General features: G+C 42.5%; 15 protein-coding genes and 1 tRNA gene. All 16 read left to right on the top strand.

Features of this window, described 5'->3' with window-relative positions:
• The first annotated feature begins 10 nt into the window (after positions 1-10).
• Positions 11-87: transfer RNA gene (locus tag ACEW8F_RS09200), tRNA-Lys, on the top strand.
• A 301-nt stretch (positions 88-388) separates the two neighbouring features.
• Positions 389-550, top strand: coding sequence for a hypothetical protein (locus tag ACEW8F_RS09195; protein WP_373483179.1), 162 nt, complete (start codon positions 389-391; stop codon positions 548-550).
• 184 nt (positions 551-734) lie between these two features.
• On the top strand, positions 735-2,447 hold the full coding sequence (gene hcp, locus ACEW8F_RS09190) for a hydroxylamine reductase (protein WP_373483178.1): 1,713 nt from the start codon (positions 735-737) through the stop codon (positions 2,445-2,447).
• Between the two features lie 160 nt (positions 2,448-2,607).
• Positions 2,608-3,777, top strand: a complete 1,170-nt coding sequence (locus ACEW8F_RS09185; RefSeq protein WP_373483177.1) for an SAM-dependent methyltransferase — start codon at positions 2,608-2,610, stop codon at positions 3,775-3,777.
• 84 nt (positions 3,778-3,861) lie between these two features.
• Positions 3,862-4,980 (top strand): exonuclease SbcCD subunit D, encoded by a 1,119-nt coding sequence (locus ACEW8F_RS09180; RefSeq protein ID WP_373483176.1) that lies wholly within the window; start codon positions 3,862-3,864, stop codon positions 4,978-4,980.
• On the top strand, positions 4,977-7,286 hold the full coding sequence (locus ACEW8F_RS09175) for an ATP-binding protein (protein WP_373483175.1): 2,310 nt from the start codon (positions 4,977-4,979) through the stop codon (positions 7,284-7,286). Before ACEW8F_RS09180 ends, ACEW8F_RS09175 begins: the two co-directional genes overlap by 4 nt.
• 102 nt (positions 7,287-7,388) lie before the next feature.
• On the top strand, positions 7,389-7,739 hold the full coding sequence (locus ACEW8F_RS09170) for a hypothetical protein (protein WP_373483174.1): 351 nt from the start codon (positions 7,389-7,391) through the stop codon (positions 7,737-7,739).
• Positions 7,736-8,152, top strand: a complete 417-nt coding sequence (locus tag ACEW8F_RS09165) for an ATP-binding protein (protein WP_373483173.1) — start codon at positions 7,736-7,738, stop codon at positions 8,150-8,152. Before ACEW8F_RS09170 ends, ACEW8F_RS09165 begins: the two co-directional genes overlap by 4 nt.
• Positions 8,153-8,171: 19 nt before the next feature.
• Positions 8,172-9,515: a [Fe-Fe] hydrogenase large subunit C-terminal domain-containing protein gene (locus ACEW8F_RS09160; RefSeq protein WP_373483172.1), complete on the top strand. Its 1,344-nt coding sequence runs from the start codon at positions 8,172-8,174 to the stop codon at positions 9,513-9,515.
• A gap of 30 nt (positions 9,516-9,545) precedes the next feature.
• On the top strand, positions 9,546-9,878 hold the full coding sequence (locus tag ACEW8F_RS09155; RefSeq protein WP_373483171.1) for an AraC family transcriptional regulator: 333 nt from the start codon (positions 9,546-9,548) through the stop codon (positions 9,876-9,878).
• Between the two features lies 1 nt (position 9,879).
• The gene (locus ACEW8F_RS09150) at positions 9,880-10,608 is read left to right on the top strand and encodes a PHP domain-containing protein (RefSeq protein ID WP_373483170.1); all 729 of its coding nucleotides are present in this window, start codon (positions 9,880-9,882) and stop codon (positions 10,606-10,608) included.
• 354 nt (positions 10,609-10,962) lie between these two features.
• Positions 10,963-11,433, top strand: coding sequence for an NAD(P)H-dependent oxidoreductase subunit E (locus tag ACEW8F_RS09145; protein WP_373483169.1), 471 nt, complete (start codon positions 10,963-10,965; stop codon positions 11,431-11,433).
• Between the two features lie 9 nt (positions 11,434-11,442).
• Positions 11,443-12,015 carry an ATP-binding protein gene (locus ACEW8F_RS09140; RefSeq protein ID WP_373483168.1) on the top strand — a complete coding sequence of 191 codons (573 nt, stop codon included), beginning with the start codon at positions 11,443-11,445 and terminating at the stop codon, positions 12,013-12,015.
• Positions 12,000-12,398: a ferredoxin gene (locus tag ACEW8F_RS09135; protein WP_373483167.1), complete on the top strand. Its 399-nt coding sequence runs from the start codon at positions 12,000-12,002 to the stop codon at positions 12,396-12,398. The genes ACEW8F_RS09140 and ACEW8F_RS09135 overlap by 16 nt, the downstream gene beginning before the upstream one ends.
• Positions 12,399-12,417: 19 nt before the next feature.
• Positions 12,418-14,217 (top strand): NADH-ubiquinone oxidoreductase-F iron-sulfur binding region domain-containing protein, encoded by a 1,800-nt coding sequence (locus ACEW8F_RS09130; RefSeq protein ID WP_373483166.1) that lies wholly within the window; start codon positions 12,418-12,420, stop codon positions 14,215-14,217.
• A 19-nt stretch (positions 14,218-14,236) separates the two neighbouring features.
• Complete coding sequence (locus tag ACEW8F_RS09125; protein WP_373483165.1) at positions 14,237-15,988, top strand: NADH-dependent [FeFe] hydrogenase, group A6; 1,752 nt, start codon at positions 14,237-14,239, stop codon at positions 15,986-15,988.
• Positions 15,989-15,997 lie beyond the last annotated feature (9 nt).

Here is a 15,997-nt window from a genome sequence, read left to right as displayed (position 1 = left end):
CACCACTATTGCTCCCTTAGCTCAGTTGGCTAGAGCACCTGACTCTTAATCAGGGTGTCCAGAGTTCGAGTCTCTGAGGGAGCACCAATAATAGCGCATAACAGAGCCGTTTATCGACTCTGTTTTTTTTATGCCTAATTTAGAATACAGGCCATTTACGGTGCGTTATGGACATTAAGTGGCGATCAAAGTGGCGATTTATTCCGGCCGTTTTATGTTATTTTCGATATGGGGAAAGAATAAATAGTTGTTTTAATCGGTGGTTTTATTAATGTTCGGCAATAATTAAGGCGTAATGAACCCTTGAGTATTTAGTATGTAACTGATATAATTACACGCAATTAAAGTTTAAAGAACACCTTGGGTGTAAAACTAAAGAGGAGAACCAATGGAATCAAAAGAAAAAAATGCATGTTCTTATTTGAACTGCGGTTTTAATGTCAATGGACGGTGTCCGGACATGGATGTTTTAAAAAATCCATATAAAGAAACCGGTTGTATTTTCTATAAAAATAAGAATATTCAGACAGATGATAAAAAAAGCGAATAACTACGAAAAACACCGAAGGGTGTTTTTTTTGTGGACAGTTTTTTAAAAAGAATCAAAGCCGTTGCATTTGCAACGGCTTCAAACATAAACCCCGGATATAATAGCAACATACAAATGTGGTAGTGATACCAGGTGATTTTAAAATAATCGTTAAGAATACAAATAAGAATTTCAGGAGGACGATATGAGTATGTTTTGTTATCAGTGTCAGGAAGCGGCCAAAGGAAAAGGATGCAGTGTTAAAGGAGTTTGCGGTAAAAGTGAAGAGGTGGCCAAACTTCAGGATCTGCTGATCTATACCGTCATAGGGATTTCAGAAATCGTGGTAAAAGGCGAACTGGAAGCCAAAGAATTGGGAGATGTCAACCATGAGGTGTTAAGAAGCCTATTTATGACCATTACCAACGCAAACTTTGATGCCGATGCCTTTGTCAAAGAAATAAAAAAAATGACAACCCTGAGAAATCAGTTAAGAGATATGGTTGATGCAGCCAACAAAAAGAATTCACCCAGCTTTTTTCAGAAGCTGTTGGGCTTGAAGAAAGAGCAAAACGGCAAGAAAATAAATGTTTCAACGCTGCATGATGCAGCCCGATTTGAAATCGCCACAAAAGCTGAAATGATTGCAAAAGCAGCCAATGTTGGAGTGTTAGCGACCACAAATGAAGATATTCGTTCGCTGAGAGAGCTGATAACCTACGGAGTAAAGGGATTGGCGGCCTATGCCGAACATGCCCTCAATCTTGGTAAAGAAGACCTGAGCTTATATGGCTTTATTTATGAAGCCATGGCAGCAACTCTGAATGATAAGCTGTCCGCCGATGATCTGGTGGCCCTGACCTTAAAAACCGGTCAATTCGGCGTGACCGCCATGGCCCTTCTGGACGGTGCCAACACTGGAAAATACGGCAACCCGGAAATCACCGAAGTGAATATTGGGGTTAAAAAGAATCCCGCCATTTTAATCTCCGGCCATGACTTAACCGATCTGGAACAGCTGTTGGAACAGACCAAAGGCTCCGGTGTCGATGTCTATACCCATAGTGAAATGTTGCCGGCTCATTACTATCCGGCATTCAAGAAATATGATAACTTTGTCGGGAACTATGGCAATGCCTGGTGGAAACAGCTCGAAGAATTTGAATCCTTTAATGGGCCGATTCTATTTACCACCAATTGTATTGTGCCGCCCAAAAGTGACGAAGTGCGAAAAAGAATTTTCACCACCGGCGCTTCCGGTCATCCCGGCTGCGCTCACATTGAAGCTGATAGCAATGGTAAAAAAGACTTTTCCAAAGTCATCGAAATGGCGAAACGTTTAAAAGCCCCAACCGAAATCGAAACCGGCAAAATTGTCGGCGGCTTTGCCCACGAACAGGTTTTTGCTCTGGCCGATAAGGTGGTCGATGCAGTTAAATCCGGTGCCATCAAGAAGTTCTTTGTTATGGCCGGCTGCGATGGTCGGATGAAATCCCGGGACTACTACACCGAGTTTGCTGAAAAACTGCCAAAAGATACCGTGATTTTAACTGCTGGTTGTGCAAAATACCGTTACAATAAGCTGGATCTGGGCGACATCGGGGGAATTCCCAGACTTCTGGATGCCGGACAGTGCAACGATTCATACTCCTTGGCATTAATCGCCTTAAAGCTAAAAGAGGTGTTCGAACTCAATGACATTAACGAACTGCCGATTGCCTACAACATTGCCTGGTATGAACAAAAAGCCGTCATCGTGCTGTTGGCACTGCTTCACCTGGGCGTCAAAAATATCCATCTGGGGCCGACCTTGCCGGCTTTCTTATCAGCAAATGTAGCCAATGTTCTGGTCGATACCTTTGGTATCGGCGGCATCGACTCAGTCGACGCCGACCTGGCCATGTTTATGGGAGCATAAACCAGCAACAAATTTTATTTAAATCATAACGATATTAAAATACTGGAGATATCCACAAGGATATTCCCGGTATTTTTTTCTTTATAATCAAATCCAACTGTAATTTTTGCCCAACCCGTGGTAGGATATTGATAACAAAGAAAAACGACGAGGTAAACAAATGAACGACCTGAAAAAAACACTGGAGATCAGTTTTAATCCCGAAATATATAAAATCATTCTGAGTAAGCCAGGATCAAAAACAAGTGACTATAAAAAAATAGTCATCAGTCAAATAAATGAAGCCTACCATCTGGAAAAATTTACCGCCACCCAGGTGTTTAATGAAAATTTTTCGCCGGCGCAGTTGAAGACTTTTTTGTTTCAAGCACTGGAAAAAGAGTTTCAGCAATACAATGCCTGGGACGGTCAGTTTGAATATATCATTCAGATCAGCAAAAAAGGGAAGCCGTCGGTGACTAAAAAAGCGATTAAAGAAGCTCCCGCCAAATTCCAAAGCCATAACCGCAAAAAAAACTATCTCCTTCAGGAAGGCGTTGTCATTGAACCCCTGGTGGATATGGGAATCTTCACCAAAGAAGGCAAGGTGGTCAAGACGATGACCGACAAATTTCGGCAGATCAACCGCTTTGTGGAAATCATCGACGACGAAATCAAAAATCTTGACCCCGGGACACCGCTCAATGTCATTGACTTTGGCTGCGGCAAATCTTATCTGACCTTTATTCTCTATTACTATCTTACTGAAATAAAAAACATCAAGGTTCGGATGGTGGGTCTGGATTTAAAAAGCGATGTCATTGACCGGTGCAATGCCAGCGCCCAAAAATACGGCTACGATAATCTATCATTCGAACTGGGGAATATCGATGCCTATGAAGCCCGCTTTCCGGTGGATATGATCATTACCCTGCATGCCTGTGATACCGCCACCGATTTCGCCCTGTACAATGCCATTAAATGGAATGCCAATCTGATTTTTTCAGTACCCTGCTGCCAGCACGAACTAAACGCCCAGATCGAAACAGAAACACTGAGCCTGCTGACAAAATATGGCATTATCAAAGAGCGGACCGCTGCCTTGATCACCGATGCCATCCGGGGCAGCCTCCTCGAAGCCTGCGGCTACAAGGTCCAGCTCCTGGAATTCGTCGATCTGGCTCATACCCCCAAAAACATCCTGATCCGGGCCCAAAAGACCGGATCAACAGAAAAAAGAAAAGTCCAGGCGCTAACCGAAGTAAAGAACATCATGGCGGCATTTTCCTTAACCCCTACCCTCTTTCAGCTCCTTGAAACAGATAAACTCATCAACTTTAATAAAATTTAAATGTAACATTTATGAAAAGATGATATAATAAAAAATCAGTTACAAGACAAATAAGTAAAATTTATAGATGAGGAGGCAAAGAGGATGCTGACAACCTTTATTCATACAGGTGATTTTCATTTAGGTCGCCCCTTTACCTTTTTGCAGCAAGGAAACTACTACGGTAAAAACAAGAGAAAAGAATTATGGAAAGCCTTTGATGAGATGATTACATACGTCAAAGAAGAAGCAGTTCCGCTTTTACTCATTGCCGGAGATTTATTTGATAGCGTCAATGTACTCACCATGGATATAAAAAGAGTGGCAGAAGGATTGGCCAGTCTGGATAAAACCTGGGTGGTCATCATTACCGGAAACCACGATTATCACGGTGACAACTCACCCTACAAAAAGGTGGAGTGGTCCAGCAATGTTTATATCTTTAAAGAAGATGTGTTTCGATCCGTATATATAAAAGAACTCAACACCGAAATTTTTGGCATGTCCTGGGTAAAAAACGAGTATCGGGCCTTTCCCGAGCGCTCCTTTAACAGTATTAAACTAAACGACACCCGTTATAACATCTTAATGGTTCATGGCGAAGTGACGAACCAAAGTCTCTATCTCCCCATCGATTTAAGATTGATAGAGAAGAAGGGGTTTGATTTTATTGCCCTGGGACACATCCACAAACCCGGTTTGACTCCCGGCGGGGTCGCCTATTGCGGATCTCCGGTACCCCTTAATTTTGGCGAAACCGGCGAACGGGGTTTTTTAATTTCGCAGGTCGAAACCGATTATGAGAACCAGTGCTATATTACCAGCAGCGGGTTTAATCCCATTGAATCAAGAAAATATGAAACCAGGGAAATCCCGATTTCCCCGGAAGAGTCTTACAATGATATTATCAAAAAAGCAATCAGCTGTGATACCGAAATAAACCGCCAGCAGAATTACTATCGCATCCGTTTTACCGGCTACATCAATCCGGAAATTCAAATGGATTGGATCAACGACGATTTGGAAGAGTCTTTTTACTATATCGAAACAGACACATCCAAACTTGAACCAGATATCGATCTGGAACTGCTGATTCGCGAAAATAAAAATAATCCCATTGGTCAGCTCCTTAGCGAACTGGGCAAAATAGCAGAACCGGAAGTCCGGAAAAAAGCGATCATTTACAGCATCGAAGCGATGATCAGTGAGGGGGTATTAAAATGAGAATTAAAACCCTGACGATCAAAGCCTTTGGAAAATTTCAAGACGAAACCATCGAGCTGCAGCCGGGACTGAATCTGATTTACGGAAGAAACGAAGCTGGAAAAACAACTGTTCAAACCTTTATTCAAGGGATGTTTTTCGGATTTTACAAACCCTATCGAAAGAAGAAAACCTACAGCGAAGAATATGAAAAATATATGCCCTGGAATCAATTTGATTACAGCGGCTCCCTGGTTTATGAGCAGGACGGCCGGGAAATTCGTCTGGAGCGGAATTTTTTAAGAGCCAAAGACTCGCTGTTTATTTACGATAATACCACCGGAAAAATAATCAACGACCAATTTAAATACGATGGGGTAATCCGTCAGCAGCTGCCATTGGGAAATCTGGGCATGACCGCGGTTATTTATAATAATACCATCAATATGCGCCAGATCGCCCATGATAATGAGTCCGGTACCCAGGATGAAGTCCGGGATTCTTACATCGAGATGCAGAATTCCAGTGGCATTGAAATTAATTTCAAGGGCATTGTCAGGCGGTTGGAAGAAAAAAAGAACAATATCGGCCGTTCCGGCCAGAGTAAGTCGCGAATTGGTGCGGCCATCCGGGAACGGGACGAACTTTTGCAATTGCTAAAAGAATCAGAGGCAGCCTATGCAAAGGTAGCCGAAAATCAGGAAAAGATCACCCGCAATCAAAAGAAGATGAAACGCATCGAAGCAGAAAATGATTATTTGAGCCAGGAGTCGGTGGTCAAGCGAAAAAAAGAATTACTGCAGAGCTATGAAAAAATCAACAAACTGGAAAAAGAAAACAATCGCTTGTCAAAAATAATCAGAGAAGACGAGGTCTATGAAGGCTACAACTATAAGACCCTGGAGGGTTTAAAAGCCATTTCGAATCAGTCCGATCGGCTTAGCGATCAGATGGATTACATCGAAAAGGAAATGACTGATGCCTCCGAGCATTTAAAAACCATCCGGCAGAAAGAAGCATCAAAGCGTAGCTCGCTGGCAGGACATACCCTGGAAAACATTGCCGAAGATTACGAGACTTATAAAAAAGAACAAGATGAAGTAGCAGCAGTCGATAAGAAATCAAATATTATCATCAACATCATTTCGGCGTTGGTTACCCTGCTGGGAATGGGTCTCGTCGGACTGGCCAACATGGGGATGATGGGAACCAGTCAGGGGATTGAAAATCTGTCATTAACCGTTGGCGTGACCCTGGCAATCTTAGGGGTAGTGGGGTTGAGTTTTGGTATTTCGGCAACCCTTAAAAAGCAAAAAATTCTCAAAGAAAAACAATTAATTCCCATCCAGGAACAAATACTGGCCAAATATCAGTTAAAAGATGGCCCCAGTTTTGATAGTTACTATAAAAAGGTAGTCCGAAATCAGAAAGAACTGGAACAGATGCAAAACGAAGGTGAATTGATTATTGTTCAGCATTCCCGTCATCAGGCCGGTTATGAAGTGCTCTTCGAACAGCGTCGGGGAATTATGCGGGATCTCGAAAGAAAACTGGCTGAATATGAGGTTAAAGACATTGCTGAATATGCTGAACGCTGCGAAAAAGGTCAGCAGCTGGAAGAACTAAAAATCCGCTTTAACGGAAACCTCCGGCTGCTGGAGAATCTGCTGGAAACCGTCAACGGCGGAAAAACAGATGATGGACAGTCGGTTTGGCAGAAAGCTTCGCCAAAATCCGCAGAGCTTCTCAGTCTGGGAAAAGAAATTGCCAGATTGGAAGGGGAAAACAGTGCCCTCACCGATGGGATTGGGTTGCCGGTGGAAATTCAGGAGACCATTAAATCTCTGGATGCTCAGATTGAGTCCTTTGATACCGAAATAAAAGCCTGCAACGCTGCTCTGGAGGTTCTGGAAGCCATTCAAAAAGACTACCATCTGGAGTCGGCACCGGAGCTGAACAAAAATATTGGAGACATCCTGGAGACCATTACCCAGAACTATAAAGGGGTAAAAATTGATGAAGCGATGAAACTCAAGGTGGTGGATCCCAAAGGCGGTGATTTTAAAGACGCTGAACAATTAAGTGCCGGAACCATGGATCAGGTTCATTTTGCCTTCCGCTACGGAATTGGTGAACTCATCACCCATGAGATGCCTTTTATCCTGGACGAACCCTTTGTCCGGTACGATAAACAGCGAAAAACCCAGGCCCTTAAACTGCTCTCAGAACTCAGCAGCAAACGCCAGGTGATTCTTTTTACCTGTGACGACGACGAAGAAAACCTGTTAAAAACACTGAACGCCCCTTATCATAAAATAACGCTATGAAAAATTAACATAAATAATTATAAAAAAACGTCCAAATACCTTGCTAATAGAGTGAGAAATCCTTTACAATAATAGAAATCACTAAATAAAGGAGAACGATCGATGAAATTAAGTCTAGTAAGAGACCTCCTCGATGCTGTTGTTTTATCTGGAGAGAACCATCTGGACGAAGAAGTTCAGTCTGGTTTTGGCTGTGATCTCATGAGTGATGTTTTGTGCTTTGCCAGAGAAGATGCCATACTGCTAACCGGTCTGGTCAATAAGCAGGTGCTTAACACGGCCGATATGGCTAATATGAACAGTATTATCTTTGTCAGAAATAAAATGCCAAGTCAGGAAATGATCAATATGGCCCAAGAAAGAAATCTTCTGGTTATGTCCACTAAATATATTCTTTTTGAATGCTGTGGCATTCTCTATAAAAATGGTCTCAAAGGAGCCCATCTTAGATGAGTTACGAACTTGTCTTTGATGTGAAACGGGGAGATTTTGACACCGCCGGGGAAGCCTCAAGAAAAATCAAAAGGACCCTCCAGCAATTGGGGGTTTCCAATAAGGTGATTCGAAAGGTATCCATTGCCGGTTATGAAGGCGAAATGAATCTGGCCATTCACTCATCTGGTGGAAAAATCACGCTGGAAGTGGGAGAAGAAGAATTAATTCTGACCATTGAAGATACCGGACCAGGCATTGCGGATATTGAGCTGGCTATGACAGCAGGCTGGTCAACCGCCGGTGATGAAGTCAGGCAGATGGGGTTTGGAGCCGGAATGGGCTTACCCAATATGAAGAATAATGCCGATGATTTTCAAATCTCCTCAAAAATTGGAGAGGGTACAAAAATTGTCATGAAATTTTTAGTATAAGCAGAAAGAAGGGTGAGATATGGAAAAATTACTTCATTCTGTATATCTTGATGAAGAAAAATGTTTGGGATGTACCACCTGTCTCAGAAGCTGTCCCACCGGAGCCATCCGGGTTCGCGGCGGTAAGGCGATAATCAATGAGTCCAAATGTATTGACTGCGGCGAGTGTATCCGGATCTGTCCTCATCACGCCAAGCTGGCCAAAACAGATCCGCTAACAAAAAAGGACAACTTTAAATATACGGTCGCCATGGTGGCTCCGGCTATCATTGGGCAGTTCAAACCCAAGTATTCCATCGACCAGATTCTCTCGGCGGTTAAAGCCCTGGGTTTTGATGAAGTGGTGGAGGTGGCCTATGGAGCAGAAGTGGTTGGTCAGGCCCTGAAGTATGAGTACCATGCCAAACGCTATCCACATCCCCTGATTTCTTCAGCCTGTCCGGCGGTTGTCAAGCTGATTCAGGTTCGCTTTCCCGAGCTTACCGATAATATCTGCCGGTTAAAATCGCCCATGGCGATGACGGCCAGACTGGTCAGAAAAAGAATCAGAGAAGAGGGGTTTTATAAAAACGGCGACGTCGGGGTTTTTTTCATAACCCCCTGTGCAGCAAAAGCCACCATGGTCAATAACCCGGCTTCCAGCGAGTATGATAAATACGACCAGATCGACGGAGCCATTGCCATTAAAGATATTTACAGCGATATTTCCAGTCTCATCGGCAACTGTCCGGTCCAGGAAGGGATTCATAATACCACCCCCGAATCCTGTACCTGGGCCTTGTCTGGTGGAGAAAGCGACTACCTGAAAAACAAAAATGTGCTCCATGTTGATGGTATTCAAAATGTCATCAGCGTCCTGGAAGAAATTGAATGTGGCAAACTCGATACCATCGAGTTTTTCGAAGGTCTGGCTTGCATCGGTGGCTGCGTCGGCGGTTGTCTGACCGTCGAAAACAATTATGTCGCCAAAATGTACATCCAGGACCGGACCAAAAAAATGAAACAGACCTCCATTGTCCATATGCCAGATGAATACGTCAAAAGTATTTACAATTCTGGGATGATGCACATCAAAGAGCGGATTCTGCCAAGAAGTCCCGAACCCCTGGATCAGGATATCAATAAAGCGATTGAAAAAATGAGGCAAATCGAAATACTGGAAGAGAAACTTCCCGGGCTGGACTGCGGTTCCTGTGGCTCACCCGGTTGCCGGGCGCTGGCCGAAGACATTGTCGCCGGAAAAGCAAAAGAAATTGATTGTGTTTTCATCTTAAAAGACCGGGTTAGAGACCTCTCCGTCTTAACTAACGAACTCTTGCAAGTGGAACACCCCACCGAAAAACCGCTGATCAAAAAAGATTAGTTTATCCAAAAATCATAAAGGAGAATATGAATGAAGGTTAGAGAATTATTAGAAAACAAGGAATTCAAGTGTCTTAATCCCCAGGTAGGAATCGAAGGGGTGATTCAGAGTGGCTACGTCGGCGACTTATTAAGCTGGGTGATGGCCAATGCTGGTCATGGCTGTGCCTGGGTTACCATCCAGACCCATGTCAATATCATTGCTGTGGCAACTCTGCTGGAAATGTCCTGCGTGATCATTCCGGAAGGTGCAGAGGTCGAAGAAAGTACCCTGGAACGGGCCATCATCGAAGATATCCCGGTTATTACTACCGGTCTTAATGCTTATCAAGTTTGTAAAATTTTAGGAAACGCCGGCATCTAAAATGGACAAGGTAGCCATAGACCTGCATATTCACTCGGTCTTATCCCCCTGTGGGGAAGAAGAGATGACCCCCAATAACATTGTCAATATGGCCCTGATTAAAGAACTTGATTTTATTGCGGTAACTGACCATAACACCGCCAAAAATTTACCGGCAGTGATGGCAGTGGCAAAAGAGCTGGCAAAAGAAATGGAAAAAGGGATTTGTATACTCCCGGGAATTGAAGTGACAACCAAAGAAGAAGCTCATATTCTGGCCTATCTTCCAACTCTGGAAGCGGCCATGAAACTGGATCAGGTTATTTATGACCGTCTCCCGGATGTGATGAATGAAAAAGAATTATTTGGGCCCCAATATATTATGGATGAAGATGACAATATTATCGGTGAAGTGGACAAGCTTCTTATTTCGGCAACAAATATCGGCGTGGATGAACTCTGGCAAATTGTTCATGATATGGACGGTATTATTGTGCCCGCCCATATCGACCGAAAATCCTACAGCCTTATTTCATCGCTGGGTTTTATCCCCCTGGAATTGGATATAAAGACTTGTGAAATTTCAAAAAAAGAAACCTTTGATAATGTCCTGAAAAACTTTCGGTTCTTTAAAGACTATAAGTTTATTCATGGTTCTGACGCCCATCAGCTCGAAGACATGGCCGAGCGGGAATATTTTCTCGAACTCCCGGATATGCAACGACAAACCCTGATTCATTATCTGGGATAAAAATGAATAAAGTAATACCGACAATTGTTGACATCTTGTGAGCCTCAGGTCGCAAGATGTCAACAATTTGTCGGAACGGTAGTTTTATCGTGAACTTTATAGGTATTTTAAAAAATACCTATTTTTTTGTGCAAAATTATTACACTCTTTTCGCAAAAAAAACAAATGAGTAGAAATTTTGCTTCAAAATTCGATTAATTTAAAGGTTTTCATTAAAATTTGGGTTAAAAAGAGTAAAAAATTTATCTGTTAAAAATATAACGGAATTTATGGTTATGTGTTATAATGACATCGTTAGAAAATATGCAATCAAAAGCGTAAAGGTTTGCACGATTTAATTAGGAGGTTTGAAAATTGGCTGAATTAATACCAGTTGAAAATTTGGACGTAGTAAAGGCAATAGTCGCTGAGCACCGAGAAGTACCAGGTTGTTTAATGCAGATTCTGCAGGAAACACAGCTTAAGTACGGCTATTTACCACTTGAACTACAAGGAACCATTGCAGATGAGTTAGGGATTCCCTTAACTGAAGTCTACGGTGTGGCAACATTCTACTCACAATTTACCCTTAAACCAAAAGGAAAATTCAAAATTGGTATCTGTTTGGGAACTGCTTGTTATGTTAGAGGCGCCCAACCAATTATCGACAAAGTTAACAGTGTTCTGGGTACCCAGGTTGGTGACACAACTGAAGATGGAAAATGGTCAGTTGATGCAACACGATGTGTTGGTGCCTGCGGTTTAGCACCAGTTATGATGATTAACGATGAAGTATTTGGACGTTTGACCGTAGATGAAATTCCAGGAATTTTAGAAAAATTTTAGTTAGCCGTTATGAAAGAATTGTCCCTGCATATATTAGATATTACTCAGAATTCCATCAGAGCACAGGCAAAGCTTGTTAATCTAGTGATTGTTGAATCCTTGGCAAACAATGAACTCACCATTATCATCGAAGATAACGGGTGCGGAATACCGGCCGACATGCTTCACAATATCACCGATCCATTTGTAACGACCCGTACAACCCGTAAAGTTGGTCTGGGTTTATCCTTATTCAAAGCAGCAGCGGAAGCATGCGGCGGATACTTTGAGATAAGCTCAACACCAGGTGTCGGCACAAAGGTGGTTGGAAACTTCATGCGAGATCATATCGATCGTGCTCCCCTGGGGAATATGGCAGATACGATTCTTACTATGGTAATGTCGTTTGGAGAGACAGATCTTAATTATGAACACAACTATAATAACCAACTATTTGTTTTTAATACAAGAGAAATTAAAGAGACGCTGGAAGTTGACTCATTAAACGAACCGGAAATTCTTAATTGGATTCGGGAATTCGTTTCAGATGGTCTAAGAGAAATTCAAGAAATTATGGAGGAAGCATTATGGCAAAGTCCTTAGCAGAATTAAAAGCGATTCGTGATAAAAAATTAAACGAAATCAATTTGCGACACGGCAAAAATGGCTACCGCGTTGTAGTCGGAATGGCAACCTGTGGAATCGCTGCAGGCGCACGACCAGTGATGGTTAAACTGATGGAAGAGGTTGATGCAAAAGGTTTAGTAGATGTTACTGTTGCTCAAACCGGATGTATTGGATCATGTCGTTTAGAACCAATTGTAGAAGTTTACGATGCCAACAATGAAAAAGTAACCTATGTCCATATGACAGCCGAAAAGGTTACACGAGTTGTAGATGAACACTTGGCTCAAGGCAAAGTTGTCAGTGAATATACCATGACAGTGGTTGATGGTAAAGTCATTGATCCAACGGTTAAGGGTTAATTGAGGAGGAGAAGAGCAGATGGCATATAAACGTTCGCAGATACTGATTTGTGGTGGTACAGGATGTACGTCCTCAGGATCCATGATATTAGTAAAAGAATTAAAAAAAGAACTTGTAAAACACGATATACTAGATGAAGTTGAAGTTGTTGCAACTGGCTGTTTTGGTTTATGTGAACTGGGACCAGTCGTTATTGTTTATCCAGAAGGTACATTCTACAGCCGTGTTGAAGCAAAAGATATCCCCGAAATGGTTGAAGAACACCTTGTCAAAGGTCGTCCACTGGATCGATTGATCTACACTGAAAAAGGTGATGGTCACCACCCACTGTCAATCAACGAATTAGGATTCTTTAAAAAACAAAAACGTATTGCATTAAAGAACTGTGGTGTTATCAACCCAGAAAATATTGATGAATACATTGGCTTCGACGGTTACATGGCTCTTGAAAAAGTACTGTTAACCATGACACCAGTAGATGTTATCAACGAAGTGAAAGCTTCCGGTCTTCGTGGTCGTGGGGGCGGAGGATTCCCAACTGGCCTTAAATGGCAGTTTGCCCATGACGCCGTATCAGAAGATGGCGTAAAATTTGTCGCTTGTAACGCTGATGAAGGTGACCCTGGCGCATTTATGGATCGATCTGTATTAGAAGGTGATCCCCATGCATTAATCGAAGCGATGGCGATTGCCGGTTTTGCAGTTGGCGCAGCTAAAGGTTATGTTTATGTTCGTGCAGAGTACCCAATTGCGGTACATCGTCTCCAGATTGCGATTGATCAGGCTAAAGAATATGGTTTGTTAGGTGAAAACATTTTTGATACTGATTTCGCTTTTGACCTTGAAATTCGTTTAGGCGCCGGCGCTTTCGTATGTGGTGAAGAAACTGCACTGATGAACTCTATTGAAGGTAAACGTGGTGAACCGCGTCCACGTCCTCCATTCCCAGCCAACAAAGGTTTGTTTGGAAAACCAACCGTTTTAAATAACGTTGAAACCTATGCAAATATTCCAGCGATTATTTTACAAGGCGCAGAATTGTTTGCATCAGTAGGAACCGAAAAATCTAAAGGAACAAAAGTATTCGCACTTGGTGGAAAAATCAATAATACCGGTTTGCTGGAAATCCCGATGGGCACAACCCTGAGAGAAATCGTATTTGAAATCGGTGGTGGTATTCCTAACGGTAAAGCTTTCAAAGCAGCTCAAACCGGTGGACCATCAGGCGGATGTATTCCTGCTTCTTTATTAGATACAAAAATTGATTATGATAACCTGATTGCCATCGGCTCAATGATGGGTTCTGGTGGACTCATCGTCATGGACGAAGACAACTGTATGGTTGACGTTGCCCGTTTCTTCCTTGACTTTACTCAAGACGAATCCTGTGGTAAATGTCCTCCTTGCCGTATCGGAACTAAGAGAATGTTAGAAATTCTTGAACGAATCTGTGATGGTAAAGGGATTGAAGGCGATATCGAACGATTGCAGGAATTGGCAGTCGGCATCAAAGCTTCAGCTCTTTGTGGACTGGGACAAACTGCTCCAAACCCAGTGCTTTCAACCATCCGTTATTTCCGGGATGAATATGAAGCACATATCCGGGATAAAAAATGTCCAGCTGGTGTTTGTAAACATTTATTAGACTTTACAATTGATCCAGAAACCTGTAAGGGATGCGGAATTTGTGCTAAGAAATGTCCAGCTGATGCGATTTCTGGCGAAAAGAAGAAACCATATACGATTGATACAGCAAAATGTATAAAATGTGGTGCCTGTATTGAAGCCTGTCCATTTGGCTCCATTTCCAAGGCTTGATGAGGAGGTTATCAGAATAATGAAAGAGATTACTTTTAAAATAAACGGTCAAGAAATGACTGTTCCCGAAGGAACAACCATTTTAGAAGCAGCAAGAATGAGCAATATTGACATTCCTACCCTTTGTTACCTGAAAGATGTTAACGAAATTGGTGCATGTCGGATGTGTTTAGTTGAAATTGCCGGAGCAAGAGCCTTGCAGGCAGCTTGTGTTTACCCAGTTGCCAATGGCATCGATGTACTCACTAACTCTCCAGCAGTAAGAAAAGCAAGACGTGTGAACCTTGAACTGATTCTTTCAAACCATAATCGCGAATGCACAACCTGTATCAGAAGTGAAAACTGTGAACTGCAAGCTTTATCAACCGAGCTGGGCGTATCCGATATTCCTTTTGAAGGTGAAAAATCAGGGAAACTGATTGATGACTTATCAACATCCGTTGTTCGGGATGAAAGCAAATGTATTCTTTGTAAGCGATGTGTATCGATCTGTCGCGACGTCCAAAGTGTTGCCGTACTGGGTACCGTTGGCCGAGGCTTTACATCACAGGTACAACCAGTATTTGACAAATCATTGGCAGAAGTTGGATGTATCAACTGTGGACAATGTATCATCAACTGTCCAGTTGGCGCATTAAAAGAAAAATCAAACATTCAGCAAGTTTGGGATGCAATTGCCGATCCAACTAAAACCGTTATCGTACAAACTGCTCCAGCTGTTCGAGCTGCTTTAGGTGAAGAATTCGGTTACCCAATGGGAACAGCAGTAACTGGCAAAATGGCAGCTTCTTTAAGAAGACTGGGATTTGATAAAGTATTCGATACCGATTTTGGTGCTGATGTTACCATCATGGAAGAAGGAACAGAACTGATTGGCCGGGTAACCGGTGGTGGCGTTCTGCCAATGATCACATCCTGTTCACCAGGTTGGATCAAATTTATCGAAACCTATTATCCAGAAGCCATTCCTCATCTTTCCAGCTGTAAATCACCACAAAATATGACCGGTGCATTATTGAAAAGTCACTATGCCGAAACAAACAAGATTGATCCTAAAGATATGGTTGTTGTTTCCATTATGCCTTGTACCGCTAAAAAATATGAAGTACAACGAGAAGAATTATGTACAGATGGCAACGCCGATGTAGATATTTCCATCACCACCCGAGAACTTGCCCGGATGATCAAAGAAGCTCGAATTCTGTTTAATAAATTACCAGACGAAGATTTCGATGATTACTATGGCGAATCCACAGGTGCTGCTGTTATCTTCGGTGCTACCGGTGGTGTTATGGAAGCGGCTGTCAGAACAGTTGCTGACGTACTGAACAAAAAAGACATTCAAGAAATTGAATATCAGGTTGTTCGTGGCGTTGACGGCATCAAAAAAGCCAGCGTTGACGTAACCCCAGATTTAAAAGTAAATCTGCTGGTTGCTCATGGTGGTGCAAATATCCGCGAAGTCATGGAAATGCTTAAAGCTGGTGAACTGGCTGATACCCATTTCATTGAATTAATGGCCTGCCCAGGCGGCTGTGTCAACGGTGGTGGACAACCAATCGTGTCTGCTAAGAATAAAATGGACATTGACATCCGCGTTGAAAGAGCAAAAGCCCTTTATGACGAAGATGCAAATGTATTAACCTACCGTAAATCACACCAGAATCCTTCCGTTATTCGTCTTTACGAAGAATACCTGGAAGAACCAAACAGCCATAAAGCCCATCACTTATTACACACATCTTACTCAGTAAAACCAAAATTGGTTTAATTGCAGTTA

The sequence above is a fragment of the Acetobacterium sp. genome, from assembly GCF_041752335.1.
Classification (GTDB): domain Bacteria; phylum Bacillota; class Clostridia; order Eubacteriales; family Eubacteriaceae; genus Acetobacterium.
The sequence above is the reverse complement of the archived record's forward strand: the minus strand, read 5'-3'. Positions and strand labels throughout refer to the sequence as shown.

What these genes read in the sequence shown, in the direction of transcription:
- ACEW8F_RS09195 (WP_373483179.1), top strand. Translation starts at nt 389, where the DNA reads ATGGAATCAAAAGAAAAAAATGCATGTTCTTATTTGAACTGCGGTTTT.
- hcp (WP_373483178.1), top strand. Translation starts at nt 735, where the DNA reads ATGAGTATGTTTTGTTATCAGTGTCAGGAAGCGGCCAAAGGAAAAGGA.
- ACEW8F_RS09185 (WP_373483177.1), top strand. Translation starts at nt 2,608, where the DNA reads ATGAACGACCTGAAAAAAACACTGGAGATCAGTTTTAATCCCGAAATA.
- ACEW8F_RS09180 (WP_373483176.1), top strand. Translation starts at nt 3,862, where the DNA reads ATGCTGACAACCTTTATTCATACAGGTGATTTTCATTTAGGTCGCCCC.
- ACEW8F_RS09175 (WP_373483175.1), top strand. Translation starts at nt 4,977, where the DNA reads ATGAGAATTAAAACCCTGACGATCAAAGCCTTTGGAAAATTTCAAGAC.
- ACEW8F_RS09170 (WP_373483174.1), top strand. Translation starts at nt 7,389, where the DNA reads ATGAAATTAAGTCTAGTAAGAGACCTCCTCGATGCTGTTGTTTTATCT.
- ACEW8F_RS09165 (WP_373483173.1), top strand. Translation starts at nt 7,736, where the DNA reads ATGAGTTACGAACTTGTCTTTGATGTGAAACGGGGAGATTTTGACACC.
- ACEW8F_RS09160 (WP_373483172.1), top strand. Translation starts at nt 8,172, where the DNA reads ATGGAAAAATTACTTCATTCTGTATATCTTGATGAAGAAAAATGTTTG.
- ACEW8F_RS09155 (WP_373483171.1), top strand. Translation starts at nt 9,546, where the DNA reads ATGAAGGTTAGAGAATTATTAGAAAACAAGGAATTCAAGTGTCTTAAT.
- ACEW8F_RS09150 (WP_373483170.1), top strand. Translation starts at nt 9,880, where the DNA reads ATGGACAAGGTAGCCATAGACCTGCATATTCACTCGGTCTTATCCCCC.
- ACEW8F_RS09140 (WP_373483168.1), top strand. Translation starts at nt 11,443, where the DNA reads ATGAAAGAATTGTCCCTGCATATATTAGATATTACTCAGAATTCCATC.
- ACEW8F_RS09135 (WP_373483167.1), top strand. Translation starts at nt 12,000, where the DNA reads ATGGCAAAGTCCTTAGCAGAATTAAAAGCGATTCGTGATAAAAAATTA.
- ACEW8F_RS09130 (WP_373483166.1), top strand. Translation starts at nt 12,418, where the DNA reads ATGGCATATAAACGTTCGCAGATACTGATTTGTGGTGGTACAGGATGT.
- ACEW8F_RS09125 (WP_373483165.1), top strand. Translation starts at nt 14,237, where the DNA reads ATGAAAGAGATTACTTTTAAAATAAACGGTCAAGAAATGACTGTTCCC.